12 protein-coding genes are annotated in these 16,238 nt (G+C 70.4%); 3 read left to right on the top strand and 9 right to left on the bottom strand.

Going from position 1 to position 16,238, the window contains the following annotated elements:
• Positions 1–19: 19 nt before the first annotated feature.
• The gene (locus tag CP983_RS42220; protein ID WP_150505798.1) at positions 20–1,384 is read left to right on the top strand and encodes a carotenoid oxygenase family protein; all 1,365 of its coding nucleotides are present in this window, start codon (positions 20–22) and stop codon (positions 1,382–1,384) included.
• Here CP983_RS42220 and CP983_RS42215 read toward each other — a convergent pair whose 3' ends face one another.
• A complete protein-coding gene (locus CP983_RS42215) occupies positions 1,385–2,179 on the bottom strand; it encodes a hypothetical protein (RefSeq protein WP_150505796.1) in 795 nt (264 codons plus the stop codon).
• Positions 2,180–2,368: 189 nt separating this feature from the next.
• Positions 2,369–3,490, bottom strand: a complete 1,122-nt coding sequence (locus tag CP983_RS42210; protein ID WP_229914911.1) for a PP2C family protein-serine/threonine phosphatase — start codon at positions 3,488–3,490, stop codon at positions 2,369–2,371.
• 201 nt (positions 3,491–3,691) lie between these two features.
• Here CP983_RS42210 and CP983_RS42205 point away from each other — a divergent pair, with 201 nt between their 5' ends.
• Positions 3,692–6,412: a SpoIIE family protein phosphatase gene (locus CP983_RS42205; protein WP_189748903.1), complete on the top strand. Its 2,721-nt coding sequence runs from the start codon at positions 3,692–3,694 to the stop codon at positions 6,410–6,412.
• 14 nt (positions 6,413–6,426) lie between these two features.
• Here the strand turns inward: CP983_RS42205 and CP983_RS42200 are convergent, their stop codons facing one another.
• The 5 genes from CP983_RS42200 to CP983_RS42180 all read right to left on the bottom strand — a co-directional run bounded on the left by CP983_RS42200 (position 6,427) and on the right by CP983_RS42180 (position 12,424).
• The gene (locus CP983_RS42200; RefSeq protein WP_150505794.1) at positions 6,427–7,845 is read right to left on the bottom strand and encodes a glucoamylase family protein; all 1,419 of its coding nucleotides are present in this window, start codon (positions 7,843–7,845) and stop codon (positions 6,427–6,429) included.
• Between the two features lie 170 nt (positions 7,846–8,015).
• A complete protein-coding gene (locus CP983_RS42195; RefSeq protein WP_150505792.1) occupies positions 8,016–9,221 on the bottom strand; it encodes a glycoside hydrolase family 1 protein in 1,206 nt (401 codons plus the stop codon).
• 107 nt (positions 9,222–9,328) lie between these two features.
• Entirely contained in the window at positions 9,329–10,198 is an 870-nt protein-coding gene (locus CP983_RS42190) for a carbohydrate ABC transporter permease (protein WP_107909561.1), read from the bottom strand.
• On the bottom strand, positions 10,195–11,163 hold the full coding sequence (locus CP983_RS42185) for a carbohydrate ABC transporter permease (protein ID WP_150505790.1): 969 nt from the start codon (positions 11,161–11,163) through the stop codon (positions 10,195–10,197). Before CP983_RS42185 ends, CP983_RS42190 begins: the two co-directional genes overlap by 4 nt.
• A gap of 16 nt (positions 11,164–11,179) precedes the next feature.
• On the bottom strand, positions 11,180–12,424 hold the full coding sequence (locus CP983_RS42180; protein WP_150505788.1) for a sugar ABC transporter substrate-binding protein: 1,245 nt from the start codon (positions 12,422–12,424) through the stop codon (positions 11,180–11,182).
• A 966-nt stretch (positions 12,425–13,390) separates the two neighbouring features.
• Between CP983_RS42180 and CP983_RS42175 the strand changes: the two genes are divergently transcribed.
• On the top strand, positions 13,391–14,191 hold the full coding sequence (locus CP983_RS42175) for a phosphotransferase (protein WP_150505786.1): 801 nt from the start codon (positions 13,391–13,393) through the stop codon (positions 14,189–14,191).
• 86 nt (positions 14,192–14,277) lie between these two features.
• Here the strand turns inward: CP983_RS42175 and CP983_RS42170 are convergent, their stop codons facing one another.
• On the bottom strand, positions 14,278–14,760 hold the full coding sequence (locus CP983_RS42170; RefSeq protein ID WP_229914912.1) for a hypothetical protein: 483 nt from the start codon (positions 14,758–14,760) through the stop codon (positions 14,278–14,280).
• Positions 14,761–14,799: 39 nt separating this feature from the next.
• Positions 14,800–15,867 carry a LacI family DNA-binding transcriptional regulator gene (locus CP983_RS42165; RefSeq protein WP_150507216.1) on the bottom strand — a complete coding sequence of 356 codons (1,068 nt, stop codon included), beginning with the start codon at positions 15,865–15,867 and terminating at the stop codon, positions 14,800–14,802.
• Positions 15,868–16,238: the final 371 nt, after the last annotated feature.

Raw genomic sequence — 16,238 nt, 5'->3', positions numbered from 1 at the left:
CTTCGAAAGAGGTTCCGCCATGACTGCGAACAAGCCCTACCTGACGGGCCACTTCACCCCCGTCGCCGACGAGGTCACCGCCACCGAGCTCACCGTCGAGGGCTCCCTGCCGCCCGAGCTGACCGGCCGGCTGCTCCGCAACGGCCACAACCCCAAGCCCGGTGTCACCCCCACCCACTGGTTCAAGGGCAGCGGCATGGTGCACGGCATCCGGCTCCGCGAGGGACGTGCCGAGTGGTACCGCAACCGCTGGGTGCACACCCCCGCCCTGGACGGCGCCCCCTACATGACCGAGCAGGGACCGGACCTGACGGCCAGCACCGCCGGCACCCACGTCATCGAGCACGCCGGACGACTGCTCGCCCTGTGCGAGGCCAACCTCCCCTTCGAACTGGGCCCCGACCTGGAGACCGTCGGCGCCTACGACTTCAACGGCAAGTTGCGCACCGCCATGACCGCGCACCCCAAGGAGGACCCCGTCACGGGAGAGCTCCACTTCCTCGCCTCGTCGCCCGTGCCGCCGTATCTGATCCACTACGTCGCCGACGCCAAGGGCGAGATCGTCCACGAGGCCGAGGTCCCCGGGGCGACCTCCTCGCTCAAGCACGACTTCGCCATCACCCGCGGTCATGTGGTCTTCGTCGAGGGCAACGTCGTCTTCGACCCGACCGACCACTCCGGCATCCCCTACGGCTGGAGCGACGAGCACGTCTCCCGTATCGGCGTCATGCCCCGGGGGGCCGACGGTGCCCGGCACATCCGCTGGTTCTCCATCGAACCGGGCAGCATGCTGCATGTCGCCAACGCCTACGAGGACGACGAGGGCCGCATCGTCCTGGAGGGCCCGACCGTGGACCGCGAGGGCTTCCGGCTCTCCTGGAACTGGTGGATCGGCGCGCCGGGCCGCGGGAGCGAGCCGACCGCCCGCTCCTACACCCGGCGATGGGTCGTCGACCTGGCCGCGGGGACCGTCGACGAGCAGATCATCGACGACCTGCCGGTGGAGTTCCCGACCCTGAACGAGGAGTACTTGGGCGCCGAGAACCGGTACCAGTACGCCATATCCTTCCCCGACGAGAACGGGCTCGGCGGCTACGGTCTGGTCAAGTACGACCGCACCACCGGCGCCCGTCGCATCCGCCAAATCGGCGACGCGCGCATGCCCAGCGAGGCCGTCTTCGTGCCTGCCGCCTCGGCGACCCGCGAGGACGACGGATACCTGCTCACCGTCGTCTCAGACCTCAAGCAGGACGCCTCGCAGCTCCTGGTCCTCGACGCCGCGGGTCTCGACCGGATCGCGACCGTCCACCTGCCCCGCCGGGTGACCGCCGGGATCCACGGCTCCTGGGTCCCGGACGGCGACCTCGACGAGTACCAGGGCTGATCACCGGCACATGGCATGGGGACCGTCCCCATGCCATGTCCACGACGGTGCGCGGCCTCCCTGTCGCGGTCGCATGAGGTCGAGGTCCTCGCCCCACGCGTCGAGGACCTCGCCGTGTCCTGCCTGCCGGGCCGCCGTCTCGACGAGAGCGAAGAGACGGCGCTGATCATCCACGTCGCCTGTTGCCGAGATGCGGTCCACGGCGCGGAGCAGTTCGCCGGTGTCCCATCCCGGCAGCGGGTGCCGGGCGAGTTCCCAGGTCAGGTACTTGTTGTAGGGGCGAGGGCGTCGGTCGAGAGCGAAGAGGAGTTCCAGGAGGAACCCGATGCTGTCGGCGGCGTCGAGGCGAGCGGCGAGGGCGTGGCCGTCCCGGTCGTTCTTGATGGAGCGGTAGAGAGAGTTGGCGTAGGCGTCGAGCCAGGGGCCGGAGTCCCGGAACGCCTCCTCGGCGCTCAGTCGGGCCTTGTCGGCGAGGATCCGGGCGACGCCTCCGTCGAGCCGGTCGAGCACGACCTGGGCACGGGCGAGGGCGTAGCGTTCGAAGCCGGGCATCCCCGCTGCGCGGAACGCGGTGAGGGAGACGATGACGAGATCGAGTTCCTCGGTGCGGTGGCCCGCGAAGCGGGTGAGATCGGTCGTCGCGTCGTCGGCGAGGACCACGTACAGGTCGTGGTCGGAGTGCCGGGTGATCATGCCCTCGTGGGCTCGGGAGCCTTTGAGCACGAGGCCGACGGCGGCCGGATCTGCGGTGGCGAGCTCGACGAACGCGTCGTAGGTGAGTGGCTGAGCGGTCACTGTGCGGATCTCCGGTGGAATGGGAGTGACGGGCAGGCATGGCTACCGGGGGCGGACCCGTACTTCGGGACGCGCCCCGCACCGTCTGCGGCGGCACAAGGCGGCCGCACGGAAGATCAACGCACAGCCGGACCCTATCCGCCCGGCCGGCCGGCCGTGGGGCAGGGAATTCGGGAGGTACTCCCGTTCTCAGCCCTCCACGCCCACGGCTCCCCGTTCCGGCGCGCCGGCGCACCTCAGCGCGAGTGCCGCGATGTCGTCGTCGAGCCGGCCGCCGCTGTGCCGGAGGAGGTCCCCGTGCAGCTGGTCGAGCAGCTCGCGGGGCTGCTCCAGGTCCTGCTGCCGCATCCATTCCGCGAGCGGGAAGAACTGGCCGTCGTGGTTCCGGGTCTCCGACACGCCGTCCGTGTAGAGCAGCAATCGGTCCCCCGGGGCGAAGGCGACGACGTCGACCCAGTAGCGGTCGCCGATGAGTGCCGCGAGGTTGAGGGGCGCGGAGGCGACGGTGGGTTCCAGGACCCGGACCTTCCCGCCGTGCGCGATCAGTGGTGGCGGGTGCCCGCAGTTGAGAATGCGTACGCGGCCGCCGCCGTGCGGGATCTCGGCGAGGAGGGCGGTGGCGAAGTGTTCGGGCTGGTCATGGGCGGGAAACGCCGCGCTGTGGCGGGTGATGGTGGTCTCCAGGCGATGGATGATCGCTCTGAGGTCGGGCTCGTCGTACGCGGCTTCCCTGAAGCAGCTGATCACCGCCGAGGCCGCCCCCACCGCGGACAGACCTTTGCCCCGTACATCGCCTATGAGCAGTCTGATCCCGTGCGGTGTGCCGATCGCCTCGTAGAAGTCGCCGCCGATCCTGGCCTGCTCCTGGGCGGCGAGGTACAGCGATTCGATCTCGACGTCGTCGATACGGCGCGGCAGCGGGCGCAGCAGCACCTTCTGGGCCGCGTCGGCAACGAGTCGGACATGGAAGAGGATCTCCTCCCGCTGGAGTCGGACATGGCTCCCGTATGCGGCCGCGAGGGTGACGGCGATGATCGCGGCGGCCGTGTACTGCGTCCCCAGGTCGGTGTAGAAGAAGCTGAGGATGATCATGGCGAGAAAGCAGAATGCCCCCAGCACGATCGTGGGGAACACGGGCCACATCGCGGCGGCAAGGGCGGGCGCGGCCGGCAGCAGGCGGCTGATGGCGATCTCCCTGGGCGTGGAGAACGCCAGGCCGATGATGAGGACGGCCAGGATCACGGGTGACAGCCGGGCGGCTTCCCATCGGCCGCTGTAGGCGGGGCGACGGCGCCCGTGCCGTGCAGACATGATCACAAAATGCATCATATCGGCCTAAGTGGGCATCGAGCGCGGAGAAATCACCGCCCCGCGCGGGCGTCCGGGACGGACGACCGAGCCCCGGGATCCGAGGTCAGACAGGCGCGACGGCACAGATGTCCGAGGTCAGCCGGATAAGGATCCCGTGAATGGGCCCTGGCCTCCCGGGATCACCGATGCTAGAAAGGTCGCATGGCGAATCGATTCGCCCGTTTTCGGCACCTATCCGTCAAACGGCTGTTCAACAGGAGCACGCGAAGCGTGGCCGGGCAGGTGCTGGTCTTCCAGGTGGCTCTGGTGGTGCTGCTGGTGACCTGCGCCGTCATTGCCCTCGTCCTCCAGTCGGAGCGGGACACCAGCGCCGAGGCCAGGCACCGCTCCACTGCCGTGGCCCAGACGTTCGCGCACTCACCGGGTGTCCTGGCGGCCCTGGAGACCCCGGATCCGAGCAAGATCCTCCAGCCGCTCACGGAGGCGGCGCGCAGGGCTGCCGGTGTCGACTTCATCGTGGTCATGAACACCGAGGGCATCCGGTACACGCACCCCTTGCCGGACCGGATCGGGAAGCGGTTCGTGGGCGAGATCGGGCCGTCGCTGGCGGGCAAGGTCTACGTGGAGAGCGTCAACGGCCCGCTCGGCCGTGAGGTGCAGGCCACGGTCCCGATCAAGAACACCGAGGACCAGGTGGTGGCGCTCGTCTCGGCCGGGATGAAGGTCAAGAACGTCGAGAGCCAGGTGGACCGGCAGCTGCCGATCATCCTGGGCGCCGGGGCCGCGGCCCTCGCACTGTCCACCGGAGTGACGGCACTGGTGGGCAGGCGCCTGCGACGGCAGACGCACAGCCTCGCCCCGGACGAGATGACCTTGATGTACGAGCACCACGACACGGTGCTCCACTCCGTACGGGAAGGTGTCCTGATCGTTTCCCCGGACGGTCGGCTGATGCTGGCGAACGACGAGGCCAGACGGCTGCTGGAGCTGCCGCCGGACGTCGAGGGACGGCTCGTGCCGGAGCTGCCGGGCCTCGATCCCGGCACGAAGGAGCTGCTCGTCTCCGGCCGCGAGGCCACGGACGAGGTGCACCTCTCCGGGGAACGGCTGCTCGCGGTCAACCAGCGGCCCACGGATCTTGACGGCGGCCCCAAGGGAACGGTGGTGACGCTGCGCGACTCCACCGAACTCCAGGCGGTGACCGGCAGGGCGGAGGTCGCACGGGAGCGGCTGAGGCTGCTGTACGACGCCGGGCTGCGCGTCGGCACCACCCTGGACGTGCTCCGCACCGCCGACGAGTTGGCGCGCGTCCCCATCCCGCGGTTCGCGGACTTCGTCACCGTCGACCTGGCCGACGCCGTCCTGCACGGCGAGGAGCCGGCGCCCACGGCGGCGGACATGCGACGCGCGGCCGTGTGCGGGATCAGGGACGATCATCCGCTGTCCGAGCAGGGCCGGCTGTTCGCCTATCAGCCGGCTACGCCCCAGGCGCGCGGGTACGGCAGCGGACGCTCCCAGCTGGTGAGCAACCTGCCGAGCGCCACGTCCTGGCGCGTACAGGACCCGGAGCGCGCCAAGGCGATCATCGACTACGGCATCCATTCCCTGATCACCGCCCCCATCCAGGCCCGGGGCGTCGTGCTGGGCATGGCCAACTTCTGGCGCGGCCACCATCACGACAGCTTCGACGAGGAGGACCTGTCGCTGGCGGAGGAGCTGGTGGCCCGTGCCGCGATAAGCATCGACAACGCCCGCCGCTACACCCGCGAGCACGCGATGGCGGTCACCCTCCAGCGCAGCCTGCTGCCGCAGGCCATGCCCGAGCAGAACGCCCTGGACATCGCCTACCGGTATCTGCCCGCTCAGTCGGGCGTGGGCGGGGACTGGTTCGACGTGATTCCCCTGCCGGGGAGCCGGGTGGCACTGGCCGTCGGCGACGTGGTCGGCCACGGGCTCCACGCGGCCGCCACGATGGGCCGGCTGCGGACCGCGGTGCACAACTTCTCCGCGCTGGATCTGCCGCCGGACGAGTTGCTGGGCCACCTGGACGACCTGGTCGGCCGAATCGACCAGAACGAGGCGGCGGCGAGTGCCTCGGGCGTCGTCGGCGCGACCTGCCTGTACGGGATCTACGACCCGGTGACGCGCCGCTACGTCATGGCGCGTGCCGGGCATCTGGCGCCCGCGCTGGTCCGGCCCGACGGAACCGTCACCTTCCCTGACGTGCCGGCCGGTCCGCCCCTCGGCGTCGGTGGGATGCCGTTCCAGACCGCGGAGCTCTGCCTCGACGAGGGCACCCAGCTCGTCCTCTACACGGACGGCCTCATCGAGGACCGCAGGCGTGACCTGGACGTCGGCATGGAACTGCTGCGCGACGCGCTGACCGGCCACCCCCAGCGCCCGCCGGAGGAGACCTGCAGGTACGTGCTGGACAGCCTGCTCCCCGAGCGCCCCAAGGACGACGTCGCGCTGCTCGTCGCCCGTACGCGGCAACTGCCGGCCGACCGGATCGCCGACTGGGACGTCCGGCCGGACCCGGCGGCGGTCGCGGGAATGCGCGACGCCGTGTCCGGCAAGCTGGAGGCGTGGGGCCTGGCCGAACTCGGCTTCACGATGGAACTCATCCTCAGCGAACTCATCACCAACGCCATCCGCTACGGCGCCGAGCCGATCCACGTGCGGCTGATCCGCGACCGAGCCCTGACCTGCGAGGTCTCCGACGGCAGCAGCACCTCGCCCCACCTGCGCTACGCCGCGACGACGGACGAGGGCGGCCGGGGCCTGTTCCTGGTCTCCCAGATGGCGGAGCGCTGGGGCACCCGCTACACCCCCCAGGGCAAGGTCATCTGGGCAGAACAGGCCCTGCCCGACGTCATCGAGGAGCCGGTCCCGGTGGCAACCGCAGCGAAGGCCGACCGGTGAGCCCCACGGGTCGGTCAGATCGAGAACTGCTCCTTGCGCAGCAGGGGTCGTACTCGGCTGGTGAAGCCGCCCGTGCGGAAGGGGGCCTGGAGGAGGCCGGGCTGCAGTCGCTGGGCCAGGGCCGCGGTGATCATGCCCTGGTCGAGGGCCAGGACGTAGTCGCTCACGTGGCCGGTGGTGACGTCGACCGAGTCGCGGAAGCCGTAGCGGTCGTCGTAGGCGTCGAAGGCGCGGGCGAGGCCGCGGAGGTTGGCGAGGGCCTCGGTGGGGGCCTGGGGGAGGGCGAGGAAGTTGGCGTGCGGGGTGACGACGCCGAGTGAGTTGTAGCCGTCCTCCTGCATGCCGATGGCGTCGACGCCGTACTCGCGGTAGCCGCCGTCGGGGATGGAGGCCGGGGAGAAGCCCCAGTAGCCGTATCCCGCCTCCTTCAGGCCGTGTTCGATCTGGCTGCGGACGTAGCGCTGGTGCGTGGTGCCCCAGGAGTGCGGGGACCATTCGGCCTCGGGCACGAAGAGGGGGACCATCAGTGCCTCGAACATCGAGCCGCCCCAGGTGGGGACGAGGTCGCGTCCTCTGTAGGTGTAGTGGCCCTCCCAGACGCGTACGCCGTCGACGTCGGCGTACTCGCCCTGTGGTTGCTGTTCCTGGCCCGCTCCGGGGAGCAGGGTGCGCAGCAGGTGCCAGTAGTGGTCGGTGGGCAGCGAGCCGTCGGCGATGCCGAGGTAACTGGCCATCCGGGGCTCGGTGTTGAGGGCTCCGTAGTGGTGGCCGGTGGGCTCGCCCTTGCCGGGCTTGTCCGGCCAGAAGCCGCCGCGGAGCTGGCCCGGGCCGGCGACGGGGTCCGCCGGGTCGTAGGGCGTGTAGTAGTACGACCAGTCGGCGTCGGCGAGGAGCGCGGCGACGCGTGGGCGCAGGGACGGGTCGGCGTGGGCGGCGATGCGCAGGCCGGTCACCAGCCATGCGTTGTCGACGCTGGAGAGGAAGGGACGGATCGGGTCGCCCGTCTCGGGCCAGGTCGTCAGCAGGGAGCCGTCGTGGGCGTCGTACCAGTTGAACCAGAAGCCGTGGGCGCGTTCCAGTCGCTCGACGGCGCTCAGCGCGCGTTCGAGGCGGCGGCGCATCGTCGTCCCGGAGATGACGCCTAGACCCGCGGCGGCGACGGTGGACCACAGGCCGCAGCCGATGTTGGTCGGCGAGGTCTGCGCGGAGGGCACCGGTGTGCCGCTGCCGCTGACGTCGATCTTGTCGGCGGCCAGGCCGAATTCGGTCGTCATGGCCTCCATCGAGCGGTGGGTCGCGGTGAACCACTCGCGCAGCAGGCGGCGTTCGGAGTCGGAGCGGGACGCGGGGGCGGCCTGTGCGGTGAGCGGGGTCGCGGTGGTGACGGCCGCGGCGGTGGTGGCGGCGGCCGTCAGGAAGCTTCGGCGGTTCATCTGATCTGGCTCCCTCGGGTGCTGGCGGACGGGATACGTGTGCCGTGGTGCGGTCGTGCCGGGTCGTGCCGGGTCGTGCCGAGGAGTTGCTGAGGGGGTGTGGCGGGGGCCGGCCGGTGTCAGGAGCCGGCCGGCCCCCGCCCGTCTGTGGTGGGTCAGCCGTTGGTGGTTCAGGCGCCCGCGCGGGGCAGCGCGCGCTCGCGGCCCAGGCTGCCCAGCCATTCCGCGGAGGGCTTGGCCATGCGGGCGAAGGTGACGGGGTCTACGGCGATGAGCCCGAAAGTGGGCCGGTAGGAGCCCCATTCGTAGTTGTCCAGGGCGCTCCAGGCCAGGTACCCCCGGACGTTGAGGCCGTCGTCGAGGCAGGCGGCGACGGCGTCGAGGGCGCCGGCGTAGTAGTCGACGCGGCGGGTGTCGTCGGCGGTGGCGATGCCGTTCTCGGTGACGATCAGCGGGGTGTCGTCGCCGATGACGGCGGCGGTGTGGCGCAGCGCGTGGCCGACCGCGGCCGGGTAGTACTCCCACTGCGTGAGGGTGCGTTCGGCGTCCTCGGGGGCGGGGATCGGGCCGTCGGCGCCGATCTTGGTGCGGGTGTAGGACTGGACGCCGATCCAGTCGTCGCCGCGGGCGGCCTCGATGAAGACGTCCTCGCGCGGGTGGCGGTAGTCGGCGGTGACCTGCTCGGCGCCGGGCAGTGCCTGGTAGACCTGGTTGGCGACGGTCCAGCCGACCTTGATGTCGGGGTGCTTGCCGCGCAGGGCCTTCACGGCCGCGTGGTGCGCGGCGATGACCGCGTGGGTGGTCTCCTCGTCCGGGGTGGGCAGGCCTGCCGGCGGGAAGCCCTGGTCGCCGGCCTTCGCGGCACCGGCCATCACGGCGATCATGTTGGGCTCGTTGATGGTGCACACGTACGGCACACCGTCGGCGATGATCGGTGCGCACTGCCCGACGTAGCGGACGAAGAGGTCGACGGCGCCGTCCGCGGTCCAGCCGCCGAGGTCCTCGAACCACTGCGGGACGGTGAAGTGGTGCAGGGTGACCATGGGGCGCAGTCCGCGGGCGAGGGCGCCTTCGACCATGCGGCGGTAGTGGGCGATCTCGGCGCGGGAGAAGGTGCCGGGGACCGGCTCGATGCGGGACCACTCGATGCCGAAGCGGTAGTCGGTGAAGCCGAGTTCGGCGAGGAGGTCCATGTCCTCGTCCCAGCGGTGGTAGCTGTCGCAGGCGTCCAGGCTGGGTTCCTCGATGCCGGCCGCCGGGTCGTGCTCCTTGCGCCACCAGTCGCTGTTGACGTTGTTCCCCTCGATCTGGTGGCCGGCGGTGGAGGCGCCCCACAGGAAGCCGTCGGGAAAGGGAATGGCGGTGCGGTGCGTCATCTTGTGTCGCTGTCTTTCCGGTAGGGGGTGGGGGGTGTGGGCATGGCGGCCCGGCCCCGGGGCGGTGCGGGCGAGCACCGGGGTGGGTGACGTGGTGGCAGAGGGGGCTATTTGATGCCGGCGGTGGCGATGCCCTGGGTGAAGTGCCGTTGCAGGACGGCGAAGACCAGCAGGACCGGCAGGACCACGAGCAGGGAGCCGGCCATCAGCATGCCGTTGCCGCCGGCGACCGTACGGTTCGGATCGTTGGCGAAGGTCGCCAGAGCCACCGGCAGGGTGTACTTGTCGGGGTCGTTGGTGGCGATCAGAGGCCAGATGAAGTTGTTCCAGGAACCGAGGAACGCGAAGATCGTCAGCGTGGCGAGGGCCGGCTTGACCAGGGGCAGCACGATCCGCCAGAAGATGTACCACTCCCCCGCGCCGTCGATGCGGGCCGCCTCCAGCAGTTCGTCGGGGACCTGGAGCATGAACTGCCGCATGAGGAACACGCCGAACGCGCCCGCGGCGAACGGCAGGACGAGACCGGCGTAGGTGTCGATCAGGCCCATTCCGTTCATCAGCACGTACAGCGGCAGGATCATGAGGTTGCCGGGGACCATCAGCGCGGCCAGGACCAGGCCGAAGACCTTGGAGCGGCCGGAGAAGTCGAGCTTTGCCAGCGCGTAGCCGAGCATCGAGCAGAACAGCAGGTTGCTGACGGTCACGAGGACGGCCACGATCAGCGAGTTGAGGAAGTACCGCGGCATGTCGAGCTGGTCGAGCAGGGCGCTGAAGTTGTCCAGCGTCCAGGTCGTGGGGATCCACACGGGCGGGCTCGCCGTGAGGTCCTGCCGGGTCTTGAACGCCGACAGCGCCATCCACAGGAACGGGGCGGCCATCACCAGCAGCCCCACCGAGGCGACGGTGTAGAGCAGCGGCTTGCGCACGCGTCCGGTCCGGCGCGGGCGAGGTGCCTTCACGGCTGTCTCGGCGGTCATCGGGTGTTGTCCTTCAGCAGGCGGAGCTGGAGCACCGTGATGCCCATGATCACGACGAACAGGACGTACGCCATGGCGCTGGCATAGCCCATGTGGAAGAAGTTGAAGCCCTCGCGGTACATGTCGAGGGAGACCGTCAGGGTGGAGTCCGACGGGCCGCCCTGGGTCATCACGAACGGTTCCTCGAAGACGTTGAGGTAGCCGATGGAGGTGATGACGGTGGCGTAGAGGAGAGTGGGCCGCAGCAGGGGGACGGTGATGCGGCGCAGTTCCTGCCAGGCGCCGGCGCCGTCGAGCCGGGCGGCCTCGCGGACCTCCGTGGGGATGGCCTGGAGGCCCGCGATGCACAGCACCATGACCGTGCCGAGGTTGCGCCATACGGCCATCGCGATCAGCGACGGCATGGCCCAGGTCTCCGAGCCCAGGAAGTCCGGTGCGCTCAGGCCGACCTCGGAGGCGAGGGAGGTGATGAGTCCGTCGGAGGGGTCGAGCACGAACCGCCAGACGATGGCCACGGCGACGATGGTCGTGACGACGGGGGCGTAGAAGCCGATCCGGAAGAACGTGCGGGCCCGGTCGATGCCGTTGTTCAGCAGGATCGCCGCGAGGAGCCCCAGGACGATGGTCGCGGGGACGCCCACCACGACGAAGTAGGCGGTGTTGAAAAGGGCTTTGAGGAAGGTGTCGTCCTGGAAGAGCTTGGTGTAGTTGTCCAGGCCGACGAACTCCGCCTCCAGGGGGCGGGTGACGTGGCGGGCACCGAAGTCGGTGAAGCTCATCAGGAGCGTCGCGACGATCGGGAAGAGCATGAACAGGCCGAACAGCACCAGGAAGGGCGTGGAGAACAGCCATCCGGTGAGGTTGTGTCTGTTCAGGGAGCGGCGGCCGCGGCGCGGGGGCGCGCCGGGCTCGGGGCTCTTGTCGACGGCCGCCGCGTGGGCGGCCGGTCCTGTCGTGAGGGACATGAGGGGGCACGCTCTCTTACTGCACGAGGCCTTCGATCTCGGACTGGGCCTTGTCCAGGGCGGCCTTCGCGGTGGACTTGCCCTGGGTGACCGACTCGATGGCCGCGTCGACCTTGGAGGTGATCTCGGTCAGCTTGGGCTGGGAGGGGGTGCTCCTGGCGGTGTCCATCTGCTTGCGCCAGATCTGGAGGGCGGGGTCGCCGGCGAGGTCGCCTGACTCCCAGGCGGCCTTGTTGGCGGGCAGGTCCTTGGTGCGCTCGAACCAGTCGGCCTGTCCCTTGGCGTCGGTGAGGTAGGAGACGAACTCCTTCGCCGCGGCCTTGTGGTCGCTGTCGGCCGAGACGGCGAGGCTGGAGCCGCCGGCCATCGAGACGGAGGCCTGGTCCGCGGGTACGGGGGCTATGGCCCACTTGCCCTTGAGGTCGGGGTAGTTGTCGTCGAGCAGGCCGGTGAACCAGGGGCCGCCGAAGAACATGGCCACGGAGCCGGTGTTGAAGTCCTTGGTCACGTCGTAGCCGGGCTGGACGCCCTTGTCGCTGAGGCCCTTCTTGAAGAAGCTGCCGTAGTTCTCCAGCGCCTTCACGGCGGAGGGGGAGTTCACCACGGCCTTGCCGTCGTCGTCGACGATGGCGCCGCCCGCCGAGAACAGGAACGGGTAGAAACTCTGCACCGTGTCCAGGCCGCGGGGCTGAACGGACAGACCCCACTTGGCGCCTGCCTTCTCCTGGTAGGCCCGCGCCGCGCTCTGGAGTTCGGCCATGGTGGCCGGGGCCTTCTTGATGCCGGCCTTGTCGGCGAGGTCGGTGCGGTAGAACAGCACGCGCGTGTCGACGTACCAGGGGACGCCGTAGGTCTCACCGTCGTAGGAGCCCTGCTGCCAGGCGGCCGGGAAGAAGTCGCCCTCCTTGAAGGTCTTGGTGTCGACCGGTTCCAGGACGCCCATGTCGGCGAACTCGCCCAGGTAGGTCCCGCCCATCTGCACCACGTCGGGCAGCTTCCCGGCGGCGGCCGCGGCGACCAGCTTCTGGTGGGCGACGTCCCAGCCGACCGGCGTGACCTTCACGGTGATGTTGGAGTGCGTCTTCTCGTACTCCTTGGCGACGTCGCCGAGCTTCTCCCCCTCGGTGCCCATGGCCCACACGGTCAGGGTCTGCTTGGCATCGGCTGCCACGCCCGCACCACCCGAGCCGCCACAGGCGGTGAGGGTGAGCGCAGACGCCAGGGTGAGGGCGAGCGACCCGGTTGCGGCGGCGCGGTTCATGGAGGGCTCCTCCTTGAGCTCTGGTGCAGATGTATGCGCTGTCTGTAAGCGCATACATCACTCTGTTGCAGCGGTTCGGGGCCTGACAAGAGGGGTCATGGTCACACTCCGGTAACGAGCGCGACACCCGACGGACGGCCCGCGTGGCACCGTTCGGCCGCGACCGCACGCTCCCGATCGATGCGACAGCAACGTAAGACGGATCAATGCACATGGAAAGCATCTGTGATCGACGCCGCTGCCCGAGCGTTCCCGCGACCCACCGGGCGGTAGGCCTCGCGCGGCTGCCCGCAGTCGCCCCATGCCGTTCGCCGGCCACCCTTTCGACTTCGATCCCACGCACGGCCGCACCCTCGACGACCTGCTGAACATCGGCGCACCGGACGCCCCGCCGGACTTCGACGCCTTCTGGCGCGGGTGCAGGGAAGCCGCCGACGGCATACCTCCGCGACCCCGGCTCGGCCGGCTCGTCGAAGAGCGCGACGGCTGCCGGGTTCGGGAGATCTCCCACGACACCCTCGGCGGACGCTGCGCGGCTTTGCTGGTGCTACCGGTCGACGGCCGCGCCCGCCACGGCTTCGTGATCGGGCACTGGTACGGCGGCCGCGCCGACGGGGGTTCGGATCTGCCGCTGCCCCTTCCCGGATCGGCGGCGATCCTGCCGCTGGCGCCAGGACTCCCGGAACCCGGCCTGCGCCCGGACCTCCCTTCCGATCCCGCCGGGCATGTCCTGCACGGCATCGGATCCCGTGACACCTACGTCCTCGGCTGGCGACTGCGTGGCCGGTCTGTGGGGCGCCGCGACCGCCCTCCTCGACCTGGTGCCGTCCCTCGACGGCCGCCTCGGCGGCGGCATCGGGGCGCTCGCACTGCCGTGGGACGACGGTGGGTGAGGTGATCCGAGGCCAGACGCAGGTGCTTCGGAACCGCCCTACACACGGCCGACCTGGCGGTAGCGTGATCGGCATGACGGCTGAGGGCGAAGCGCTGGTCGGTGGCATGGTGAACGTGGGCGCGGTCTTCCGCCGCGGTGCCCTCGTGGAGCGCCCAGCGCCGCACACCGCTCGCGCCCTCCATGCCCATCTCCTCGGGCTCGAGGAGCACGGGTTCGACGCGGCTCCGAGGCCGGTCGGTGTCACCGCGAACGGCCGCGAACAGTTGACCTTCATCCCCGGCGATGTCGCTCTCCCGCCGTTTCCGCGCTGGGTGATGACCGAGACGGCGTTGAGGTCGGTGGGCAGTCTGCTGCGGCGGCTGCACGACGTCAGTGCGGCCATCGCGGTTGACGCAGGCGCCGAGTGGCCCCGGTCCCTGGCCGACCCGGCGGGCGGAACGATGCTGTGCCACAACGATGTCTGCCCGGAGAACGTCGTCTTCCGAGACGGCCGTGCCGTAGCCCTGATCGATTTCGACATGGCGGCACCCGGCCGGGCGGTGTGGGACGTCGCCATGACCGCCCGCTACTGGGTGCCCATGCTCGATCCCGTCTCCGCGACAGCTCACCATCCCGCGGGGTTGGACGCCCCGACGCGACTGCGGATCCTCGCCGACGGCTACGGCCTCTCCCCGCAGGACCGTGCCGAACTGCCGGGCGTCATCGAACAGGCCACCGCATCCTGTCGGGCCTTCGTCGCCGACCGAGTGGCCGACGGCGACCCCGCCTACACCCGGGCGCTGTCCGAACGCGGTGGTTGGCGGCGTTGGGACCGCATCGAGGGGTGGCTGGCGGCTCACCGCGAGGTGTTCACAGCGGCCCTGTTGGACTGACGGGCTCAGGTGCGTCGTGGTCCGCCGCAGCGGCCCAGCGACGGATGTGCTGGTCGGGATGGGCCTGGGCGGATGCGCGGGTGCTTTCAAGCAGATCGTGCAGACAATGCCTCAAGCCATGCGTCCTTGACGTCCCGCACCTCGTCCAGAGCGGGATCACGTACCCCACCGGATCCGTACGCCGGGGAGCGATCCGCGTGCAGCGGGACGTGGGCGCAGTACCAGGCCCGCACGGCACCGGCTCGCTCGGCATCCGTGCCGGTCCGCAGGTGGTCGACCAGTGCTGCCATCACACGCCGGCGTCCGAATGCGTAGACCGCCGGTTCGACGAACCAGCGACAGAAGCTGGGATCCTGGTCGTACACGGATGCCGCCATCAACGGGGCGAACAACTCCTCGGGCAGACTCGCGCGTTCGAGAAGTGGCTTGCGCACCGCGTGGGCGAGGAGACGGGCATGCCGGTCGTTCGGCTCGACGGCGACGTCTTCGACGCCCAGCAGCCGGGCCACCTCCGTCGCGCACGTCAGGAATGAACGCGGTTCTGTGTCGCTCTGCTCGTCTTCGGCCACGACAGCATTCTGAGGGTTGGAGCGAAGCCGTCCGGGCTTTCAGACCGCGCCGAAAGTGCCCGGCCCCGCCTCCTGGCACCCGCAGCTCGCCCGGCGGGCCAGGCTCACCGGGAGCATCAGGGACACCGGGTCCGCGCCGGCCTCGCCGCGCAGGCGGTCGATCAGGAGTTCCGCGGCCTGTTCGCCCAGGCGCACCATGGGCTGGCGCACGGTCGTCAGGGACGGGCGGACGATGCGGCTGAGGGGGATGCCGTCGAAGCCGGTGACGGCGATGTCGTCCGGCACGCGTACCCCGCGGCGTTCGAGTGCCTGGAGCGCACCCACGGCCATCTGGTCGTTGGCGAAGACGAATGCCTCGGGGCGTTCGCCGGTGGCATCGCACAGCAGGTCGGCCGCGCGGGCGCCCTCCGCCTGCGTCATCATCGGCATGCGCAGCGCGGGTTGTGTTCCGGCGTCGACGCCGGCCTCCGCGCACGCCCGGCGAAAGCCCCGGAAGCGGGCTTCCACGTCCGGGGACGACTCGTCGACGCCGATGTAGGCGAGTCGGCGCAGTCCGTGATCGTTCAGGAGGTGCCGGGACAGCTCGTACTGGCCGTCCTCGTTGGCGACCTCCACATGGTCGAGGTGGTCCAGGGAGGGATCCGCGCGCGGTCCGGCCAGCATGACGACCGGCTGGCGACGGGAGATCACCTCCAGCTCTTCCGTCGGTACGGTCCGCGCGAGCACCGCGAAGCCGTCGACCCGGCCGGCCACCTTGGCGACGAGGCTCTCCGGGCCGCCTTCGAGCGACGCGGCGATCAGCAGGGCGTAGCCGTGGCGGCGGGCGGCGCGTTCCATGCCCCGGATGATCTGGTCGGAGTAGAGCATGGCCGCGTCGTCGTCCTCGATGTCCGCGGTGCCGGGGTCGGCGTAGTCCGGGAAGCAGAGGCCGAGGACGCCGGTGGAGCGGCTGGCGAGGCCGCGGGCGTTGCCGCTGGGCACGTAGCCCAGTTCCCGGGCCGCGGCCATGACGCGTTCACGGGTGGCGGCCCGTACGGAGTCGGGGTTCCGGTACACCCTGGACACGGTCGCGATGGACACGCCGGAGCGCTCGGCGACGTCGTACACCGTGGGTGTGGCGTTCACGATGCGGCGCCCTTCATGATCGATCCCCCGTTCCGTGCCGGCCGCGCGATGCGCCGACACCCGAATGAAAGCGCATTCACCCTAGGGCCGGGGTGGGCTGCGAAGCAACCGTGAGCGCTCGGCGGGCGATGGCAGCGGGGGTGGGACGGGGAGGGAGAAGGGCAGATCAGGGTTGGTGGCGGCTGGGCAGGGCGAGATTGTTCGGAGTGCTCGTGGGGCTCCTCGGTCCGGCTGTCCGGGGAGGCACGCGCCGACCTGCGTGGGCCTGGATGGCGGGCGGACACCGGGAGCGGCGACGGGCGTCCGTCGGCGCTCGTCCGGCAAGCGCCCGTCCGCCGGCCCGTCCCGACCGT

Origin of the sequence: Streptomyces chartreusis, assembly GCF_008704715.1 — a bacterium.
GTDB lineage: Bacteria > Actinomycetota > Actinomycetes > Streptomycetales > Streptomycetaceae > Streptomyces > Streptomyces chartreusis.
Note: the sequence above shows the minus strand (reverse complement) of the source record. Positions and strands in the feature narration are given on the sequence as shown.

Bases quoted from the DNA above. Each gene is read 5' to 3' on its own strand.
- CP983_RS42220 (WP_150505798.1), top strand. From the start codon at position 20: ATGACTGCGAACAAGCCCTACCTGACGGGCCACTTCACCCCCGTCGCC.
- CP983_RS42210 (WP_229914911.1), bottom strand. From the start codon at position 3,490: ATGTCTGCACGGCACGGGCGCCGTCGCCCCGCCTACAGCGGCCGATGG.
- CP983_RS42205 (WP_189748903.1), top strand. From the start codon at position 3,692: ATGGCGAATCGATTCGCCCGTTTTCGGCACCTATCCGTCAAACGGCTG.
- CP983_RS42200 (WP_150505794.1), bottom strand. From the start codon at position 7,845: ATGAACCGCCGAAGCTTCCTGACGGCCGCCGCCACCACCGCCGCGGCC.
- CP983_RS42195 (WP_150505792.1), bottom strand. From the start codon at position 9,221: ATGACGCACCGCACCGCCATTCCCTTTCCCGACGGCTTCCTGTGGGGC.
- CP983_RS42190 (WP_107909561.1), bottom strand. From the start codon at position 10,198: ATGACCGCCGAGACAGCCGTGAAGGCACCTCGCCCGCGCCGGACCGGA.
- CP983_RS42185 (WP_150505790.1), bottom strand. From the start codon at position 11,163: ATGTCCCTCACGACAGGACCGGCCGCCCACGCGGCGGCCGTCGACAAG.
- CP983_RS42180 (WP_150505788.1), bottom strand. From the start codon at position 12,424: ATGAACCGCGCCGCCGCAACCGGGTCGCTCGCCCTCACCCTGGCGTCT.
- CP983_RS42175 (WP_150505786.1), top strand. From the start codon at position 13,391: ATGACGGCTGAGGGCGAAGCGCTGGTCGGTGGCATGGTGAACGTGGGC.